This window comes from Synechococcus sp. PCC 6312 (assembly GCF_000316685.1).
Classification (GTDB): domain Bacteria; phylum Cyanobacteriota; class Cyanobacteriia; order Thermosynechococcales; family Thermosynechococcaceae; genus Pseudocalidococcus.
Window position 1 is genome coordinate 2,203,739 of record NC_019680.1, and the last position, 19,526, is coordinate 2,223,264.

General features: G+C 50.2%; 16 protein-coding genes. 7 read left to right on the forward strand and 9 right to left on the reverse strand.

The genetic code is table 11. From position 1 onward, the window contains the following. Nucleotides 1-24: 24 nt before the first annotated feature. Nucleotides 25-684 (reverse strand): Uma2 family endonuclease, encoded by a 660-nt coding sequence (locus tag SYN6312_RS10775; protein ID WP_015124910.1) that lies wholly within the window; start codon nt 682-684, stop codon nt 25-27. Between the two features lie 15 nt (nt 685-699). Beyond that, on the reverse strand, nt 700-1,044 hold the full coding sequence (locus tag SYN6312_RS10780; protein ID WP_015124911.1) for a hypothetical protein: 345 nt from the start codon (nt 1,042-1,044) through the stop codon (nt 700-702). Between the two features lie 153 nt (nt 1,045-1,197). On the opposite strand from SYN6312_RS10780, the gene SYN6312_RS10785 reads away from it, so the two are divergent. After that, a complete protein-coding gene (locus tag SYN6312_RS10785) occupies nt 1,198-3,096 on the forward strand; it encodes a phospholipase D-like domain-containing protein (protein WP_015124912.1) in 1,899 nt (632 codons plus the stop codon). Between the two features lie 25 nt (nt 3,097-3,121). Here the strand turns inward: SYN6312_RS10785 and ffh are convergent, their stop codons facing one another. Further along, on the reverse strand, nt 3,122-4,564 hold the full coding sequence (gene ffh, locus SYN6312_RS10790) for a signal recognition particle protein (RefSeq protein ID WP_015124913.1): 1,443 nt from the start codon (nt 4,562-4,564) through the stop codon (nt 3,122-3,124). A 169-nt stretch (nt 4,565-4,733) separates the two neighbouring features. Between ffh and trpE the strand changes: the two genes are divergently transcribed. The 4 genes from trpE (at nt 4,734) to grrM (ending at nt 8,577) form a co-directional block, all read left to right on the forward strand. After that, nucleotides 4,734-6,263, forward strand: a complete 1,530-nt coding sequence (trpE, locus tag SYN6312_RS10795; protein WP_015124914.1) for an anthranilate synthase component I — start codon at nt 4,734-4,736, stop codon at nt 6,261-6,263. 116 nt (nt 6,264-6,379) lie between these two features. Continuing rightward, on the forward strand, nt 6,380-6,829 hold the full coding sequence (gene grrA, locus SYN6312_RS10800) for a GrrA/OscA1 family cyclophane-containing rSAM-modified RiPP (protein ID WP_015124915.1): 450 nt from the start codon (nt 6,380-6,382) through the stop codon (nt 6,827-6,829). 32 nt (nt 6,830-6,861) lie between these two features. Continuing rightward, on the forward strand, nt 6,862-7,347 hold the full coding sequence (gene grrA / locus SYN6312_RS10805) for a GrrA/OscA1 family cyclophane-containing rSAM-modified RiPP (RefSeq protein WP_015124916.1): 486 nt from the start codon (nt 6,862-6,864) through the stop codon (nt 7,345-7,347). 9 nt (nt 7,348-7,356) lie between these two features. Continuing rightward, nucleotides 7,357-8,577, forward strand: a complete 1,221-nt coding sequence (gene grrM / locus SYN6312_RS10810; protein WP_015124917.1) for a cyclophane-forming radical SAM/SPASM peptide maturase GrrM/OscB — start codon at nt 7,357-7,359, stop codon at nt 8,575-8,577. A 977-nt stretch (nt 8,578-9,554) separates the two neighbouring features. Here grrM and SYN6312_RS10820 read toward each other — a convergent pair. Next, entirely contained in the window at nt 9,555-10,916 is a 1,362-nt protein-coding gene (locus tag SYN6312_RS10820; RefSeq protein WP_015124919.1) for a hypothetical protein, read from the reverse strand. A 76-nt stretch (nt 10,917-10,992) separates the two neighbouring features. Between SYN6312_RS10820 and thiD the strand changes: the two genes are divergently transcribed. Next, entirely contained in the window at nt 10,993-11,826 is an 834-nt protein-coding gene (gene thiD, locus SYN6312_RS10825; RefSeq protein WP_015124920.1) for a bifunctional hydroxymethylpyrimidine kinase/phosphomethylpyrimidine kinase, read from the forward strand. 55 nt (nt 11,827-11,881) lie between these two features. Here thiD and SYN6312_RS10830 read toward each other — a convergent pair whose 3' ends face one another. Then, on the reverse strand, nt 11,882-14,977 hold the full coding sequence (locus SYN6312_RS10830) for an FHA domain-containing protein (RefSeq protein WP_015124921.1): 3,096 nt from the start codon (nt 14,975-14,977) through the stop codon (nt 11,882-11,884). Nucleotides 14,978-15,104: 127 nt separating this feature from the next. Here SYN6312_RS10830 and SYN6312_RS10835 point away from each other — a divergent pair, with 127 nt between their 5' ends. Next, nucleotides 15,105-16,079 (forward strand): cysteine synthase A, encoded by a 975-nt coding sequence (locus SYN6312_RS10835; RefSeq protein WP_015124922.1) that lies wholly within the window; start codon nt 15,105-15,107, stop codon nt 16,077-16,079. Here SYN6312_RS10835 and xseA read toward each other — a convergent pair. The 4 genes from xseA to SYN6312_RS10855 all read right to left on the reverse strand — a co-directional run bounded on the left by xseA (nt 16,019) and on the right by SYN6312_RS10855 (nt 19,508). Further along, nucleotides 16,019-17,326: an exodeoxyribonuclease VII large subunit gene (gene xseA, locus SYN6312_RS10840; RefSeq protein ID WP_253276339.1), complete on the reverse strand. Its 1,308-nt coding sequence runs from the start codon at nt 17,324-17,326 to the stop codon at nt 16,019-16,021. The two genes, SYN6312_RS10835 and xseA, sit on opposite strands and share 61 nt — an antisense overlap. Nucleotides 17,327-17,372: 46 nt before the next feature. Then, nucleotides 17,373-17,789 carry an MAPEG family protein gene (locus SYN6312_RS10845; protein ID WP_015124924.1) on the reverse strand — a complete coding sequence of 139 codons (417 nt, stop codon included), beginning with the start codon at nt 17,787-17,789 and terminating at the stop codon, nt 17,373-17,375. A 51-nt stretch (nt 17,790-17,840) separates the two neighbouring features. Further along, complete coding sequence (locus SYN6312_RS10850; RefSeq protein ID WP_015124925.1) at nt 17,841-18,713, reverse strand: 6-carboxytetrahydropterin synthase; 873 nt, start codon at nt 18,711-18,713, stop codon at nt 17,841-17,843. A gap of 84 nt (nt 18,714-18,797) precedes the next feature. Beyond that, a complete protein-coding gene (locus tag SYN6312_RS10855) occupies nt 18,798-19,508 on the reverse strand; it encodes a 1-acyl-sn-glycerol-3-phosphate acyltransferase (protein ID WP_015124926.1) in 711 nt (236 codons plus the stop codon). Nucleotides 19,509-19,526: the final 18 nt, after the last annotated feature.

Sequence of the window (19,526 nt, forward strand, 5' to 3'; positions counted from 1 at the left end):
GAGGGCCGGTTTTAGTCACCCTGTTTATTCCCTGTTTCCCTTGATTAACCGTTGAATCCGTTGCCGGACGCTTTTGAGCCAGGTTGTTTCTCCCATCTCCGAAGCTTGCTGAATCATCTCTAACACCTCTGGCCTGGGCAATAGAGGCAATGCCGCCGACTGTTCAACGGTTTGATAGCCATTGGCAGACAGGACATAAAACAGCAGTTCCCGCCCATCAAATCGCCAAATCTCCGTAACTCCCAAGAGTTTATAAATTTCAATCCGATTTAAGGAACTGCTGGTGATGTCAATTTCTAGGACCAAGTCGGGGGGTGGATCGGTTGCTAAGTCCAGTTGCATCTGCCCTCGGACAATTCCTTCATGCTGAATGTAATAACACTCATCGGCCTCAATCCCGCGGGCTAAATCAGCGCGACTCCAAGTACAAGACCCCAAGCTACGAATTTCAATCCCTAGTTCTTCCGTTGTTGCTTCAATCATTCGCCCGATGATCCGCTTGTAGGACTCATGTTCTGGCAAAGGCACCATAATCTCTAATTGTCCGTTGTCGTAGGCGATACGGGGACGTTGTTGCGCAAGAATTTCCGCCAGGAGGGCTTGATAGGTCAGCCAACTCACCCCATGTAAAACCAACCGTTGCTCGGCGGGGATTGCTTTTTTTGTCAGTAGGCCTGAGGACATCACTCTCCCCAATCTTTAATATTCATCTCCTTCATCCTCCCGGACTAACCATTCTTGAAAGGACTGGGAATCATCCCCCAGAATTTCGATGGCTTCTTGGCGCTGGCGTTCGGCGTGTTGATATTTTTGCCGGGTGCGAGCATCTGATGACCAAATGGGGCGGGGGGCTTCCGATTCAGTTTCCACTAAGACAGTCGCTAATTCAACCAGAGGATGGTCAGCAAAAAATTGGGCAACGGCAATGGCCTGGGGTTGGGTATAACATTCCACTAAGCCAAGACTCCGGGTGAGATGATCCCAAACCACCTCACCTGCATCTGTAAAGGTCACTTCAACAAAGTATTGGGGAATTTCACTCATGTCCACCCACCCTTAACGTCAACTTTACGAAGTTCACCTATAGTTGGCATAACTTTAAACACAGATTTTCTGATTTCGATAATATTTTATCTCACTTCATCCCATAGTCTTGCCTGCTGCCGTTTTTAGTTATCGCTACCCAGGCCTGGAGTTATGTTTACCCCTCCCCAAAACGTTGTCAAGTTCCTGCGTAAACATTGGCGCTCTGGAATCTTATTTCTCATTGGCCTGTTAATTGCTCTGATTGGTGTAACTCAGTGCCAGCGGGAAGAACTCAAGATTGGGGGGCTTTCACCTTTACCACAACATCCCTACATCAAGGCCCACATGAATCATGACCAGGCCTTTACCTATACCGAACCTTATCGAGACATGACCCGAGAAGGGGAGAACTTTGAGCAGATCATGATTGATGGGATTAAAGGGGCAAAATTTTCGATTGACTTTGCGGTGCAGGAATTTCGTTTACCCCTCCTGGCCCAGGCCTTGGTGGAGCGCAAAAAAGCCGGGGTGAATGTCCGGGTCGTAATGGAAAATACCTATTCCCGCACTTGGGCTAGCTACAGCCAGGGAGAATTAGATAGCCTTGGCTCCCACATGCAAGATCGCTATCGAGATTGGCTGAACCTTGTCGATACCAATGGAGATGGGCGGGCCTCGGACTCCGAACTAGGGGAACGAGATGCGATTACGATTCTGAATCAGGGGGGAGTTCCTTGGATTGATGATACAGCGGATGGCTCGGCAGGCAGTATGCTGATGCACCACAAGTTTATCGTCATTGATGGACAACAGGTGATTGCCACTTCAGCCAACTTTACCCTCAGTGATGTGCATGGGGACATTGGTGCGCCGGATACCCGCGGGAATGCTAACTCGTTGCTGGATATTGACAGCCCCCAATTAGCTGCTTTGTTTATCGAAGAATTTAACATCATGTGGGGAGATGGGCCTGGGGGAAAACTGGATAGCCTGTTTGGGGTCAAAAAGCCTTTTCGGCCAACCCAGCGTGTGCAAATTGGCGATGCCACAGTGGATGTGAAATTTTCCCCTGCCTCCCGCCGCATTCCTTGGGAAGACACCACCAATGGCTTGATTAACCATGTCTTTACCACGGCTCGCAAATCCATTGATATGGCTCTGTTTGTTTTTTCCGATCAGCAACTGGTCAATACCTTAGAAGCCAAGCATAGCAGCGGTATTGGGATTCGGACGTTGGTAGATCCCGGCTTTGTCTATCGAGATTTTAGTGAGGCTCTGGATATGCTCGGGGTGGCAATGGCGAATACAGGTCAGGCCAAGCGGGGAAAATGTTACTACGAAGCGGGCAACCGGCCTTGGACTAACCCAATTCAAACAGTCGGAACACCTGATTTACCCAAGGGGGACAAGCTGCACCACAAATATGGGGTCATTGATAGCCAAACGGTGATTATGGGGTCTCACAACTGGTCAGAAGCGGCAAACCGAGGCAATGACGAATATCTGCTTGTGGTGTATCACCCGACTGTAGCGGCTCATTATGTCCGGGAATTTGAGCGACTCTATGCCAATGCCAAGCTGGGCTTACCGGATGGGATCAAAACCAAAATTGCCAAACAATTACAAGACTGTGACGGCAAAATTGAAACCCGGACGGCGGCTACTGGCTCAAGTCGGCAACGGACTTCTGTGAGTTCGGAAGAAAGTGGTGTAGTGACGCTTCCAGATATAGGAGCAGGCGATGAATCCACCACTACGGCCCCTAAGCCGCCCCGCAAACCCCGCACCAAAACTCCAGCTAGTGACCAATCAGCCTCAACTAGTGCGCCAAGCAGTACCCGCCGCGAATCCGCTAATGAGCGTTCTACGAGTGCAACCGGGAGCAAGATCAATGTCAATACGGCCTCTGAGTCAGAGTTAACAGACTTGCCGGGAGTTGGCCCCAAAGTTGCCGCGGCGATTGTCAAGGCCCGATCTGGGAAACCTTTTACATCCCTAGATGATCTTGATGCAGTTCCCGGTATTGGCCCCAAAATACTAGAGCGAATTAAAGACCAAGTTGCGTTTTAAGTACTTAGGGATTGATTTTTGGGGTCTAAAGTACACCAAAGCCTTTCCGTTTCTTTTGTTTTTTCGGTTTCTTGCCTGCTCCCGGTCGTCCACCTGGATATCCCCCCTGGCCTGGCATTGGCATTCCCCCACCCCCAAACGGATTTCCCAGGCCTGGCATTCCGGGCATCCCCCCTTGGCCCATTTGCTGCATCATGGAGCGCATCCGTTGAAAGTCTGAGACGAGCTTGGCCACATCTTCTAATTTATGACCGGAACCTTGGGCGACCCGTTTTTTGCGACTGGGAGAGTTGGCCAAAAGTTGCGGATTTTCCCGTTCTTGCCGCGTCATGGAATTAATCATAGATTCCGCCCGCTTGAGTTGGGATTCCCCTTGCTCGAGTTGTTCGTTGGAGATTTTGCCCATCCCCGGAATCAGTTTCATAATTCCCCCCAAGGAACCCATATTTTTGAGGAGGCGGGTTTGCTTGAGGAAGTCATTAAAGTCAAATTGAGCTTCGAGGATTTTCCGAGTCATGTTCTCGGCATCGGCCAAGTCCACTTCTTCCTGGGCTTTTTCTACCAGGGTCAGTACATCCCCCATCCCCAAAATCCGTGAGGCGAGGCGATCTGGATAAAAGGGCTGCAGGGCTTCAACTTTTTCACCCACCCCAATGAACTTAATCGGTTGCCCGGAAATTTGCCGCACCGACAAGGCTGCCCCACCGCGGGTATCCCCATCCATTTTGGTGAGAATCGCCCCCGTAATACCGATCTGCTCATGGAACGCCTGGGTTAGGTTGGCCGCCTCTTGTCCGGTCATGGCATCCACAACCAGAAGCACTTCATCGGGGGTGACTGTCTTTTTAATGTCCCCCAACTCCGCCATCATGTCGGCATCAATTTGTAACCGCCCGGCCGTATCCACAATGACGGTATCAACGCCTAATTCCCGACCCTTGGCAATCCCCTGGCGGGCAATTTCAACCGGATTAACCTCAGTGCCTAGCTCAAACACCGGGACATTAATTTGTTTTCCAAGCGTTAAAAGCTGGTCAATGGCGGCAGGGCGATAAATATCGGTGGCCACTAGAAGAGTGGTGCGGTTTTCTTTGCGGAGGTGAAGGGCTAGTTTGGCGGTGGCAGTGGTTTTTCCGGCCCCTTGTAACCCGGCCATAAGAATGACCGTAGGAGCCTGGCTGGCCTGGGCGAGCGGGACATTACTTTCCCCCATCACCGTGACCAGTTCATCGTAAACAATCTTGATAAACTGCTGATCCGGGCGGACTCCGGCCACAACTTCGGCTCCTAAGGCCCGTTGGCGTACCTCTTCAATAAAGGTTTTGACGACCTGCAAGTTTACATCCGCTTCCAGCAAGGCCCGCCGCACTTCCCGCAAAGCATCCTGAATGTTCGTCTCGCTAATTTTGTCCTGGCCCCGTAAGGATTTCCAGGCCGACTCCAGACGATCCGCTAAGGCATCAAACATATAGGCAATACTGAAGGAATCTTTATTTTGCCATACCAACACCGACCCCTCGAACTAAGCTCACCTATTTCTGGAATCTGGGGAGATTGCGGCTGTCCCCATGACTACGGCAAGATACGATAACAGCGCACTCTAGTCGAATTTATTGCCCCATCATCTGGGCTGTCCCATGATTTTTCCCGATTTTAATCAGTTTCACCACCTTGCCACCCAAGGGAACTTTATTCCGGTTTATCGGGAGTGGATCGCGGACTTAGAAACCCCGGTCTCGGCCTGGTATCGGTTCTGTGCCGGACAACCCTATAGTTTCTTGTTGGAATCTGTGGAAGGGGGTGAACATCTGGGCCGCTATAGTCTTTTGGGCTGCGATCCCCTTTGGGTCTTAGAAACACGGGGGACACAGACAACCCGAACTCATCGAAATGGCAGCGTTGAGACCTTTTGCGGCAATCCCTTTGAAATTTTGTCCCAGTGCCTGGCTCCCTACCATCCCGTCAAGCTACCAGAACTGCCCCTGGGAATTGGCGGCCTATTTGGGGCCTGGGGCTATGAGTTGATTCATTGGATTGAACCCCGTGTGCCGATTTATCCAGGCCAGTCTGATGATTTACCCGATGGCCTGTGGATGCAGGTGGATCAGTTATTGATTTTTGATCAGGTGAAGCGCAAGATTTGGGCCGTAGTGTATGGGGATTTACGCCAGGCCCCGGATGTGAAAACTGCCTATGACCAGGCCTGTCGCCGTTTAGAACACCTGACCCAAAAATTGCAAACCCCTCTAGCAATCCAAGATACCCTCCTGGCCTGGCAACCGGAGAAAATCACCCCCAGCTTTACCAGCAATGTCAGCCCCGCCGAGTTTTGCAAAAATGTTGAAACGGCCAAAGACTATATTCGGGCCGGTGACATTTTCCAGGTGGTGCTCTCCCAACGGCTAACCACGACCTACAGGGGCGATCCTTTTGGCTTATATCGGTCACTGCGGCTCATTAATCCTTCCCCTTACATGGCCTATTTTCAGTTTGGGGATTGGCAGTTGATTGGCTCTAGCCCAGAAGTCATGGTTAAAGCCGAACATTCTCCTGATCACCCCGGTCAACTCCAGGCCACCGTTCGCCCGATTGCCGGCACTCGCCCCCGCGGCCAGACCCCCTCAGAAGACCAGGCCTTGGCAGAGGATTTGTTAGCAGATCCGAAGGAAATTGCCGAACACGTCATGTTGGTGGATTTGGGCCGGAATGATTTAGGCCGGGTCTGCACCCAAGGCACGGTCAAGGTGGCGGAATTGATGGTGATTGAACGCTATTCCCATGTCATGCACATTGTCAGTAACGTGATTGGGGAATTGGCCCAAGACAAGACGGCCTGGGATCTCTTGCAAGCCTGTTTTCCCGCCGGAACGGTGAGCGGCGCGCCGAAAATTCGAGCCATGGAAATTATTCATGAATTGGAGGGCTGTCGGCGGGGGCTGTATTCCGGGGCCTATGGCTATTACGACTTTGAAGGGCAGTTGAATACAGCAATTACGATTCGGACCATGATCGTGCGGGGCCTGGGTCATGGGCAACAACAAGTTTCTGTTCAGGCCGGGGCAGGGATTGTCGCAGATTCAGAACCAGAAAAGGAATATCAAGAAACCCTCAATAAGGCGCGGGGGCTGTTGGAGGCAATTTCGGCGTTATCCGTTGTAATCAAATAATCGGACTATGGCCTGGGCGGGTGTGAAAATTTCAGCCCAATCTCGATAGCCGTTGGAGGGATGGGATAGCATAGGGCAAGAGCTTCATCAACCGTCAGAAAACAGGAGAAACCCTGATGACTCCCGCAAATTCCCTCAGTTGGACGGCCTTTGTTATGACCTTGGCGGCGTTAACCAGTCCTCCTGTCTTGGCGGAATTATCCCAGGCCCCGGATTCTGCCTCTCTTACTCCTAACCAAATTGAACATCGCCTTAGCCGGATCACCAACACCCTAAAAGCTACAGAAGCTCAGTTATCCCCGGAGCAAATTCCGGCCATGACAGAACTCAACGGGGGTGAAGGGGGCAGTGGGGCCGGAGGGGGGTTTGGTAATGCTCACAATGGTGGTGGTGGTTTTGCGAATACTCGGGGGCCAGGCTGGGCAAATACGGCCGGGGGTGGAGCTTTTGGAAATTCTCGGGGGCCGGGCTGGGTCAACGGCGGGGGCGGGGGTACATTTGTGAATAATGCTAATCCTTGGCGTAACGCCTGGGCAGATGGGAGCGGATTTATCAATCGGTATTAGATCTGAAGTTGCGTTTAATTAGGAATTAACTCATGGCTGACTCTCCACACCTCAGTTGGGCTGCATTTGTTCTAGCTCTGGCCACCCTCACACCTTCCTCAGCGGCCGCGCAGGCAGACTATGCGCCCCAGGCCAATAACAGCCAATCAAATAATCCCGTAGAAACACGACTGTCCCGCATCTCCCACCATCTCCAGATGAATGCTGCCCAATGGACGGAAACTCCTAATGCAGTTGCTGAGGGTTTAGAGAGCTATATCTGGTTAGCGCGGGGCTTTGGCAATGTGAATAATCGCGGCGGCTGGGTGAACAATCGCGGGGGTGGCTGGGGAAATAATGTCCGTGGCGGTGGTGGTTTTGTTAATACGCGGGGGCCGGGCTGGGTCAACGGGGGGCGCGGCACCTTTGTCAACACCAGCGGGCCGGGTTGGGCAAACGGGACAGGCGGCGGTGCATTTGCCAATTGGAATCCCTGGCGGAATGGTTGGGGCGATGGTGGTAGTTTTTGGAATTGGTAAGGTGGGTAAATGACCCGATTGCAAGATAGCCCCCAGGCCAGTATCCCGACAAAGCCAGAGTTGAGTCAGTCCGTGGCGACAGATGTGGCAAACTTTGGCCCCTTACGGTTATTGGTGTTACAGCCAACCTCTTTTTGTAATCTGGATTGTGATTATTGCTATCTTCCCAATCGTCACCTGCACAATCGCCTTGACCTAGATTTAATTCAGCCAATTTTTCAGCGGATTTTTTCTAGTCCCTTTGCCCGTGAGCATTTCACTATTTGTTGGCACGCGGGGGAACCTTTATCTGTCCCGGTGGATTACTATCGCCAGGCCTTTGACGTGATCCAGGCCACGAGTGATGAATTTAACCAGCAGGGGATTACCTTCGATATTTCCTTTCAAACCAATGGCCTATTAATCAACCCGGCCTGGTGTCAACTATTTCAGGATTATCCGGTTCATGTGGGAGTGAGTATTGACGGGCCAGCCTTTCTCCATGATGCCCATCGGCAAACCCGAACCGGCCTGGGCAGTCATCAAGGGGTGATGCGGGGAATTCAATGCCTCCATGATCATGACATTTATCCTTCGGTAATTGCCGTTTTAACCGCAGACTCCCTAGGTTATGCCGATGAAATCTATGATTTTTTTGACCAGCATCAGTTGCGGGATGTGGGTTTCAATATGGAAGAAACAGAAGGGATCCATGAACACTCATCCCTCAATAAAACTGGCATAGAACTACGCTATCGGCAATTTATGGATCGGTTTTGGGAATTAGTGACAGCCAGTCAGGGGAATTTTCGGGTGCGGGAATTTGAGGCCATGTGCAATTTGATCTATACCAATGATCGCCTCACACAAACCGATATGAATTATCCCTTCGTGATTCTGAATGTGGATTATCAAGGGAACTTTTCTACCTTTGATCCAGAGTTACTCTCGGTCAAAACAGAACGCTATGGTGACTTTATTTTGGGTAATGTTCTGACTGATAGTTTAGTGGATGTTTGTCAGACCCCTAAGTTTCAACAGATTTATGCTGATATGCAGGCCGGAGTGGCGCAATGTCGAGCGACTTGTCATTATTTTGGCCTGTGTGGGGGTGGAGCCGGGAGTAATAAATATTGGGAAAACGGCACATTTAATTGCACCGAAACCCTGGCCTGTCGCTATCGAACTCAAGTGATTGCCGATCTAGTGATTGATAAAATTGAAACCTCCCTTGGCCTGGCTCCTGTTTAGATTTCTCTTAAGCAAACTTGGAGTGGGAATCAATAAAAGGAATAGCTAGTGTCAATAGAGGATTCTGCCAGACCAATGACTCACTATAGCCTTACTCATTTAGGGCTCTTATTGGGATAAGTCATAAAATACTTTATGGGTAATCTTTTTAAGGCTTCTACTCTCTCAGAACAATCTGCGTAACGCGATAACTGAACGTTATTCTCATTCTATTCGATAGTCTATCTCTCTTCCTTAGGCCACTGAGGAGTATGGTTTGAATTTCCCCATAACCGGAGGCGAAAGGAAAACGCGTACAACGAGTTCAAAAGAAAATGGTTCTTCTCTATTCCAGGGTAACAGATACATCATTCGGGCTAATGGGCAGTAATTAAAGAAAAGATTTGCCGCAAGACCGATAGTAGTTATGTACATCAGAATCACCATGTATGAAACATAAGTCCCAATAGCTACCCAACAAAAATATGCGATTCTGACTTGCGCCGGAAATACGACCAATCGAAAACGAACAAGAAATAATACTAGCAGGGTATGGGCAGCAGAAAAGATAACTACATACTCGTAGAACATTCGGTCAAACATACCTGTAACCAAGCCAATCCAGGTAACAAACCACAGGAGCCAAACTAATCGCTTCCTGAAAGGTTGCCGTATCTGATCCCAAAGAGAATAATATTGAGGTGTCATTTTTCTAATCCTCCTAATTGGGGTTGATCAAATTGTTTAACTATAAACTATACCAATCATTTCTATATATAACCCCGAAATGTTGCAACAGCAAGAATTTTTGATCTAATAAATAAATGGTGTGCTAGGCTCTTGAATCCAAGCAATAGATAAATTCTTCCTATACCAAGTGTCGGCCGTTAGATAGTGATTAAGAACTACCTGATTGCTTCATTCTTCTAAAGCTAACTCAATAGACATAGTGAACTCCCTTTGTCTTAAGCTTCCATAATTGAACAGGCCATGGCCCACTAACTCTGGATAACCTGATAGAATCGCCCATTTTTAATTTGAACTAAACCCTGACAAGTGGGACAACTAAATCGCCACATTTTACCGAGTAGGACTTTCAAGGGTTGGCCACAATGGGGACAAGGGCCGCGCAACACTTCTTGATCCCCCATCATATAAGCTCCACCAATCACCATCGGCAGGCCAATCACGGTTCCCAGGCCGGTGGCACAAAACCCAACTCCCATCACCAACCCAGTCAACCCGACTACTTTCGCTTCTTGATCGCGGGGAACTCGTTCAATCTTTGGGATCGTGTACTTGGGCAAGATATTGGGATTCTGGGCCGGGTCTAAGTCAGGGGTAGCTTGATCAGGCAGTTTTTTACGGGGAGGAGTAGAATCGTCCGGTTGTGGGTTTGGAGACTCCGGGGCCTGGGGGGGATTAGGGCCTGGAGATAGTTCTGCGTCCCAAAGATCGGTAGTGAGTGAGTCCAGGAATGGTTTTGGCTCTATTGGCGGTGGAGGGGTGGCCAGGCCAGGTATATGCATATCCAAAGCAGGGATTTCAGGTGATTCTATGGCTTCTAAAAGGGAAAACGTCTCGGATAAGGGGGGCTGAGTTGTCGGTAATTCCTGGTTAGCTGGCGGTTTGGCATTATCCTCTGGCTCTGGGATCAGGTCAGCAAATTGATGGGTTAAAATTTCCTCCAGCTTGGCTTCAATATGGGTGAGGAGTTCGGCCGTAGTCAGTTCTGAGTTTTTTTCTGTCTCCCCTGAGTGGATCGCGGGTGTCATTGCCGGGGCGGCTGGTTTAACTTCAGGGAGTGCCTCTATTGATTTCAGATGCTCAGATTCAGAGGTTTGGTTAGTTTCCTGATGGGTTGGATCAAGCTCTAATGGTTCTGGAGATGTCCGGCCTGGGGCAAAAAAGGATTCTAAGGTTAAGGGAATCGGCGGTTGTTTTCCTGGGGGGGTGAGAGGTTGACGGTTGACAAAGGTTTTGGCGGAAAGGGGAGGTTTTTCGGTAGTGGGTTTGAAGGGCTGAATCTCTCGTTTGGCTTTGGCTAGAGGGGTCTCTGGGACTGGGCTGCTGCCTGTAAATTCAAAGTTGGTCTGCCAATCGGGAATCCCTAAACAGCGGGCTTGAAGATGAACGGTTAAGGATTCTTGGAAGTTGAGTTTATCTAGGGCTTTTTGAATCAGAGAGATGGCCGGAACCGGGTTAATTCTTTGGGCCGCATTCAACATGATATTGATCCCCCAGGCCTGGTGCGTAACGGTGGGCCGAATATTGCGGGGGACTAAAACGCTGTTTAAGAGATTAGCTAAGGCTGAAGCAACGAGATGGGGCTGAGTATCCCAAACAGAGGGAGTTAACATAAAGTCAGGAATGGTCAGACGGGAAAGGTAGGATTGATCTGCACCATTCTTTATCTAATGTCCAGTATAGCCAGCCATGCAGTTGCCTACCGCTTCCAATTCCCAAACTGTCCCGCCGGTGGTTTTGACGGTTGCGGGTTCCGATAGTGGGGGTGGGGCCGGAATCCAGGCCGATCTGCGTACCTTTGCCAGTTATCGAGTTCATGGGACTGTAGTTGTGACGGCCGTTACCGCCCAAAATACCCTCGGTGTGCAACGGGTGGATGCCCTGAGTCCAGAATCCATAAGTGCCCAATTCCAGGCCCTGCTAAGTGATCTTAAAATTCAGGCGCTCAAAACCGGTGTGCTCGTCAATGCCCCATTGGTCGAAACAGTTGCCAATCATCTGAAAACTTTGAACCTCAGCAACATTGTTGTGGATCCGGTTATGGTCTCGCGGGCGGGGTCAGTTTTTGTTGATTCAGCCACAATTGCAGCCCTGAAATCCAGCTTAATTCCCCAGGCCTTGATTCTCACCCCCAACCGTTACGAGGCCCAAATTCTGGCAGAAATGGAAATCACGACTCTGAACGAAATGAAAATAGCGGCTGAGAAAATTTTGGCTTTGGGTTGCCGATCTGTTTTGGTTAAAGGGGGCGGCATGACAGGCGAACTCCGGGGCCTGGATGTGTGGGCTAGTTCGCAACAGTTAGAAACTTTCCAAACCGAACTGATTGAAACTCCGCATACCCATGGCAGTGGATGTACTTTAGCCGCCGCAATTACCGCCAACCTGGCCTGGGGTGAGACACCGCTAACGGCCATTCAAAAGGCTAAGAATTTCGTTACCCAAGCTCTCAAACACAGCTATCCAATTGGTTCTGGCCAAGGCCCCTTAGGTCACTTTTATGTTGAATTTCCCACTGCCTAAATTATGAGAATTAACATTATTAACCAGGAAACAGTTGGAGCCAATGAGTGATCACTTATTTTGTAAAATCACGCTGTCTTTGGAAGAAGGGAACAGCCACCAACATCACCAAAATTAACAGGCCTTGATTGCGCCAATGATCACGGACATTGACATTGAACATATAGCCTTGATCCTGATTAAACCGATTGAGGGTCCCCTCCGCTTCATTGATGGCTCGGCTGCGTTGACGGTTCCATTCGCTATAGTTGTCCTCCCACTCCTTCAGGTCAGCCTGGTATTGATCCATCTGGGCCTGGTAGGCCGGAAAGTTAGCCGGATTGGTGGGAAAAGCAGGGGCGGGCGGGCGGGTAGGTTCCGGTTCATCAACCTGCGGGACATATTTAGCTCTAATGCCCGGAAAATTACAAGTCTGAAATAAGCCTGGCCCATAACAGGTACAAGTGGATCGTTGCTGAGCTTCCGTGAGGTTATCCCGTTGAGCCTCAGTTAATTCCTGCCAGCACGGATCTGTAGCAATGCCTTCCCCCAGGCCCGTCAACGTCACCATAGATTCAAACGGCCATTTAATGACGGTCAAATGGTTGATTACCTGGCCTGGCCAGCCAAAGGAATCTACGGGTTGGATGCCGCCACTAAAAATGATTTGGGGCACGAGGAACATCAAAATCAGCAACGGAACAATATTCTGACTGGGAGCAAAGGCAGAGACCAACAATCCCATCGCCATCCCGCCAAAAATCGCCGTGGCTAGGGTGATAAACATGGCAAAGGTAATGCCCCAATCCCCAGGAATGTCCACGGCCAACTTCGTGACTAGAAGGTAGGTCGCGGCCTGGTAGAGGGCTAAAACGAGGGCAATGGCAACTTTAGAACCAACATAGGGTACTAATTGCAGGCCAATCATCCGTTCGCGGCGGTAGATTTCCACCTCCTTGACCAAATCCCGCATGGTCGTCATCGCCCCAATCATGACCGCAATTAGAGTCGTAACAAAAATCATCGTCAAGGCCAGGCCAGCATTCCCGTTGAGCGGATCAAATACATCCCGTTGCCAAGAGACAAAGCCCAACATTCCCAGTAACGGGGCAATTAACAACGTCAGAGCTAAATTACTCCGGTCTTGGCTCAGAATGACTAAATTCCGCCGCGTCAAAATCAAAAACTGTTGCCAGGCCGAGAGGTGATTTCTTAAGACTGGCTGTAGGTTTTGGGTTCGTTTGGGAGGTTCATCGGGGATATTTTGCAGGACAGTTTGGCGGGCCACCACATAGTCTTGATACAGTTGGGAATCTCGAAAGGCTTGCTCTAGGGCCTGGGGAGTCGGGGCCTGGGGATTTTTTTCCTGATCTAGGGCCCGATAAATCCCGGAAAAGTCATCCAGTTTCAGGCCGGCAAATTCCTCGGTAAATGTGCTGCGAAAATAACTCAGCATTTGCTCCGGCGGCCCGAAGTACGCTAAGCGCCCCCCCTCAGCCATGTAAATGACTAAGTCACACTCCCGAATATTTTGGGTGGCATGGGTAATCAATAAAATCGTCCGCCCCTGATCCGCCAGTTGCCGCAGCAGAAACATCATGTCCGCTTCAGTCCCCGGATCCAGGCCAGAGGTGGCTTCATCAAGGAAAAATAAACTTGGCTGGGTCAGCAGTTCCGCGCCAATACACACTCGGCGTTGTTGTCCCCCACTTAAGCGACTAATTGGGACATGGCGGCGATGGCTTAACCCCAACTCATTCAAGACGGCCTGAACCCGTTCGGCCCGCTCATTGGGGGTGGTATCGGGGGGCATTCGGAGGCGGGCGGCATAATCTAGGGCCTGGGCAACAGAAAGCTCCTCATGAATAATGTTGCGTTGGGGGACATAGCCCAGTTGGGTTTGATAGGCCTGGTAATTGCGATAAAAGTTGGTGCCATTGACCAAGACCAGGCCAGTTGTGGCGGGCCGCAGACCATTCAGTGCATCCAGCAGAGTTGATTTACCACTACCACTCGCGCCCAAAATCGCCACAAACTCTTTGGGCAAAATTGATAAGGATAAATCATGGAGAATGGTGATCTCTTTGCCCACCACTCGATTCAGATGGATCGCATCTAAGCGTAAATGTCCCGATTCGGAGTATTGAGTCAGGGTTTCATCAATGTTCAGGACAAAGCGTTCACAGCCAATCCTGATACTGTCGCCAACCCGTAATAAAGTTGGTTCACTCACTCGTCGCCCATTGATATACGTCCCATTACTCGAACCCAAATCGGTCAGAATAAATTCGCGACCACGGTGCTCAATCTTGGCCTGGAAACGGGAAACGGTTGGGTGACTGATTTGTAAATGATTGGCTGGATCACGCCCGATTGTAAATTCAACATTTCCAACTAATGACAGGGTTTTAATCGGCACAGTTGCAGTTGCCACGGCCTGGGGATTGGGGGTGAGGAGGGTGGCTTTAACATCAGGATTAATCTCGGTTGGTGGTAGGAAGAATAATTGACGGGGCTGACGATCAATCTGTTGGGGATACTCTAAACCCATGTACATGACAGTCGTTTTATCCGCAAGTTCATATTCATCGCCAATCTGAAGCAGAGTTTCAGAGGTTGACAGCAACTCCGTTAGATCTGTAATCGCGAGGTAATGACCACAATCTCTGATCCGTAAATGACAAGGAGCAATATCCACTCCCTCCACCGCAATATCACAGGCCGGGTGAGATCCCAAAAGGCAAACGGCATCCATCATCCCCCAATTTTGCGACCACTTCCGGGTATTCACCTCTAGGACTGGCACTTGACCATTGCGTTGAAATAATTCATCAGACTGAGTAGTTGTTTGCCCCTCATCTTGGTGTTGCCAACGCAAACGAAAACGCAATGCTGAATTACCGAAAGTAATCAAATCTCCGTCAGTTAGGGGGTGGGGTGTATTTGACTGTAACTTTGCATCGTTCAGGCGCGTCCCTGCCTTACTGCCAACATCAACCAAAACATAACCGGCCTCTACCCGTTCAATCCGAGCATGGTAGCGAGATACAGCAATATCATTGAGGACTAAGTCGTTATCCGCAGCCCGCCCAATCGTCAGAATTGATGGACTAATATTGAGTCCTTGTTTACTCACAGACTTAACAAACTCTAGCCAAGCTCTTTGACTCATGGGCGGCCTTAATTAATTTCCCAGATCAGAAACTGCCTGCTAGTTTACCGGATTTTGGCGGGTGGGCCTAATTTTCCCCTAATCGTTAACAATAAGAACAGCAGTGATGTAGTTAGCCTGAAAACCCATGGATATCAAACGCGGCTTTGTGGAAACCATCGGTAACACCCCTCTGATTCGTCTCAATAGTGTTAGCGAGGCCACCGGCTGCGAAATTTTGGGCAAAGCGGAGTTTCTCAATCCAGGGGGTTCGGTTAAGGATCGGGCGGCCTTGTTCATCATTGAAGATGCCGAAGCCAAGGGGTTGCTAAAACCGGGGGGAACTGTTGTCGAAGGGACAGCCGGAAATACGGGCATTGGCCTGGCCCATATTTGTAATGCTAAGGGCTATAAATGTTTGATTATTATTCCTGATACTCAATCTCAGGAGAAAATTGATACACTTCGGACTTTAGGGGCAGAAGTTCGCACCGTACCGGCTGTTCCTTATAAAGACCCTAATAATTACGTCAAGCTCTCAGGCCGGGTGGCGGCGGAATTAGACAATGCCATTTGGGCCAATCAGTTTGATAACTTAGCCAATCGCCAGGCCCACTATGTCACGACTGGCCCAGAAATTTGGCAGCAAACAGAGGGAAACATTGATGCTTGGGTCGCAGCGACAGGAACGGGCGGAACCTATGCCGGGGTTGCTCTTTACCTGAAAGAAAAAAATCCAGCTATTCAAACTGTTCTGGCGGATCCCTATGGTAGTGGTCTTTACAGTTACACCAAAACTGGGGAGATCAAATTAGAAGGTAACTCCATCACCGAGGGGATTGGCAATAGTCGGGTCATGGCCAACATGGAAAATGTCCCGATTGATGAGGCGATTCGGGTCAGTGATCAAGTAGCAGTGGATCTGGTCTATCAACTCCTACGTCAAGATGGGCTGTTTATGGGTGGCTCGGTGGGGATCAATGTTGGGGCGGCGGTGGCTTTAGCAGAAAAATTAGGCCCCGGCCATACGATTGTGACGGTTTTATGTGACAGTGGCTCTCGCTACCAATCGCGGTTATTTAATCCGGCCTGGTTGGCGACTAAAGGGTTGGTCATGCCATAGCTGGGGATAATCTTTTCGACTCGAACTTTAACCTGTCCTTGAGCCAAGTGGAGGGTCAAAAGCTCCCCAGATTTGAGGTCATTGGCCTGGCTGACGGTATGCCCTGATGCTTGACAGGCAATCGCATAACCCCGATTCAAAATGGCCTGGGGGTTTAGGCCCTGCAATCGCTCCCTTAAGAGTTGATGGTGATGAGATTCCCTTTGCCATTCACCAAGGGCTGCCTGCTGAAGTTGGGTTTTGAGACGCTGAAGGTGTTGTTGTTCCCAGTGCAGCGTTTGCTGAATGCCAACCCGTTTAAGCCGTTGCTGTTGCTGTTGCCAAATCCTGTGGGTGGTTTGCCACTGAACCTGGAGCACAGTCTGGAGTCTAGCCACCCGTTGCTGATGCTCTTGATAAAGGTCAGCCAAACTAGGAACAGCTAATTGGGCCGCAGCAGTGGGGGTATGGGCGCAAACATCGGCAGCTAAATCTGCGAGGGTCTCATCCCGTTGGTGGCCAATCCCAGCAATAATCGGTATCTGACATTGAGCAATGGCCCGCACAACCCGCTCATCATTAAAACACCCTAAGTCTTCTTTGGCTCCCCCCCCGCGGGACAAAATAATCACCTCGGCCCGGCCATCGGCCTGTATCCGCTGAAGAGCAGCAACAATCGAGTCTGGCGCGAGCTCCCCCTGCACTAAAGCGGGCGACAGGAGTACCTTCAGGCCGGGATAACGATTTTTGAGGGTGCGTTGAATATCCCCCCAGGCCGCGGCCCGCATAGAGGTGACAACGGCAATGACTTGAGGATGGTTAGGGAGGGGGCGTTTGCGTTCTGGATCAAAGCATCCGGCAGCTGCGAGGCGATCTTTCAATTGCTTCAGTCTCAGGGCTTGTAAGCCTTCCCCAGCTGGTAATACCTGCCAGGCCGTGAGGCGATAGGTGCCCCGGGCTCCATAGACCTGGATTCTACCAATAATAATAACTTGCTCACCGGGTGAAGGCGTTGTGACTAATTTACGCAGAGAAGACTGCCAGACCACACATTGGATTGTGGCTTGAGTCGTGGGATCACTGAGGGTAAAGAACAAGCCGCTCGGGTAGGGATTTACACTGGAAACCTCCCCCGTCACGCAGACTTGAATCAGTTCTGGATCCTGCTCGAGAATTCCCCGGATATAGTCCGTTAACTCAGCGACAGTCTGAACGGTTGGCGGAATGAGTAAATCAGGGTTATGAGTGAGCATGGGTAGGGAGGGCACATTTTCTGCTCGTAAGGTAGCAAATTCCCACCTCTAGGGGCTGCATCTAAGCTGGGGAAAGTTTGTTAATTGCTTCTAGAAAGATCGTGATTGTCGCCGCAGTTCCCACCCCAAACATTAGAGAACGCCCCAGAGGAATATTGGCGATATAGCAAATAGAGTAGAAAAAGCGACTGATAACAAAGGCTATGGCCGCAATTTCAGCAGTGGTACTCGTCACCCCAGCCACCAAGGCCACTAGAACGGCAGCGGCAAAGGGACTAAAGGTTTCAAAAGAGTTTTGATGGGCCCAGGCCGCCCGTTGTGCCATCGGTGATAATTTATCGAACAACGCCCGCGGGGCCGCAATATCAAACCCGGCCTGGAAGCGACCATAGGCAACCACAGCATAGGGAAAGTAAATCAGGAAACTGGCGAGGAACAGGGAGCAGGCTAAGACCCAAGGCACAGACAAGTTGAGCATAATAAAAATTTAACGTTGGATGAGAAAATTACTGATCAACATTTGCCCCTGTTAGGCATTTACGACCTGGGAGGTGGGCAGCCCAGTCCGAGTCAAAGAAGGAGCGTTATGACTACAGAGAACTTCACAGGAATTGTTTGGGCTTTCAATCAGCTTAATTTTGTGGAGTTGCGCCCCCAGGCCCCGGACTGGTTCTTGTAGAAGGTCGCGAATGTGAATGGCAATATTTTCGGCGGTGGGGACAACCTGGGCAAAGTAGGCAATGTCTTTATTCAAAAATGTATGGTCAAAGGGTTCAACAATGTGATCCTTGATCAATGCTTCTAGGGCGACTAAATCCACAATCATGCCGGTGCGGGGGTTGATTTCTCCCTTGATCGTGACCTCTAGATGATAGTTGTGGCCATGACCATGGGGGCGGGCGCATTTGCCGTAGATTTTTGTATTGTCTTCTAAGCTCAGGTCATCGAGGGCAAGACGGTGGGCGGCACTGAAGTGGGTACTGACAGATAAGTAGGCTTCCATAGCATTTCCTTGGTACTCGGCCCAAAGCCGGGGATGTTCATAAAGTTGAATGTTCACAAGGGGGAGATGGGGGGAGAGTCGCTGCCAAATGGCGTAGGCAATAAATTCTGTCGTGGGTAGGGTTTGTTGAAACTCCGGCCAGGCCTGGTTGAGAAAGGAAAAATTTAACGGCTTAATTACTTCTTGACGAATAATATGTTTCACATCAGAAAGATTCAAGACCATGCCGTACTCGTCCAACGGGCCAGCCATTGAAACATAAAGCTCGTAGTTGTGGCCATGGCCGGGAAAATTAGCACAAGCCCCAAAATTAGCAATATTCTCCGCCTCAGATCGTTCTGGTAGCCAATAGCGATGACTGGCGGAAAACTCAGCCCGGCGATTGATAATACAATCCATAGAAAAGAGATAAAGATTTATGAAAGAGAATTAAATCTTCCTTAACATTCTATCCTAAGGATTCGGCCATTTTGCCTGGTGAGTCTAAACAGTGGGAGCGGTTGAGCAAAGGGCTTTTTCTGGAGACTCCAGATCAACAAGGGCCTGGGTCAAGTCTTGGGTGAGGGCCGTTGCAGCTTGTTTGGAATTTTGCCAAGGATAGGTTGCCACTGAAAGGGGTTGGCCAATCCGAATTGTAACGCTGGCATGCCATTGGGGGATTGCAGGGGCATATTGGATCGCGACGGGGAGAATCTTAACATCGGGCTTTGGGCGGACAGCGGCAGCTTGGAGGGCAATCCGGGCTAGGCCTGGGCGAATTTCCGTCAGCTTTTGGTTGCGAAAAATATTACCTTCCGGGAACAGGACTAGGGCTTGACCGTGGCGGAGAAGATCGACAGCGGTGCGAACGGAAGCAACCCCAGGCCGGGAGGTGTTGACCGGAAATCCCCCGAAATGGCGAATAATCAATCCCTGTAGACCCAACATCTCATTATGGGAAACCATGAAAAATAAATCCCGTCCAGTTACCGGCCGACCCATGACATAGGGAATCAGCAAACCATCCCAGCGAGAGCGATGGGTCGGGGCAATAATGACTGGGCCGGTGAGGGGAACATAGTCTTGACCCGTCACCTCAATCTGACGGAAATAGTGACGCAGTAAACCATCCCCAGCAGCCCAATACAAAAAGCGGGCCAACCCAGGGGAAACGTTGGGGGTAATGGTTGGAGAGGTATCCAGTAAATCAAACAATAACCTTAGCTCCGACTT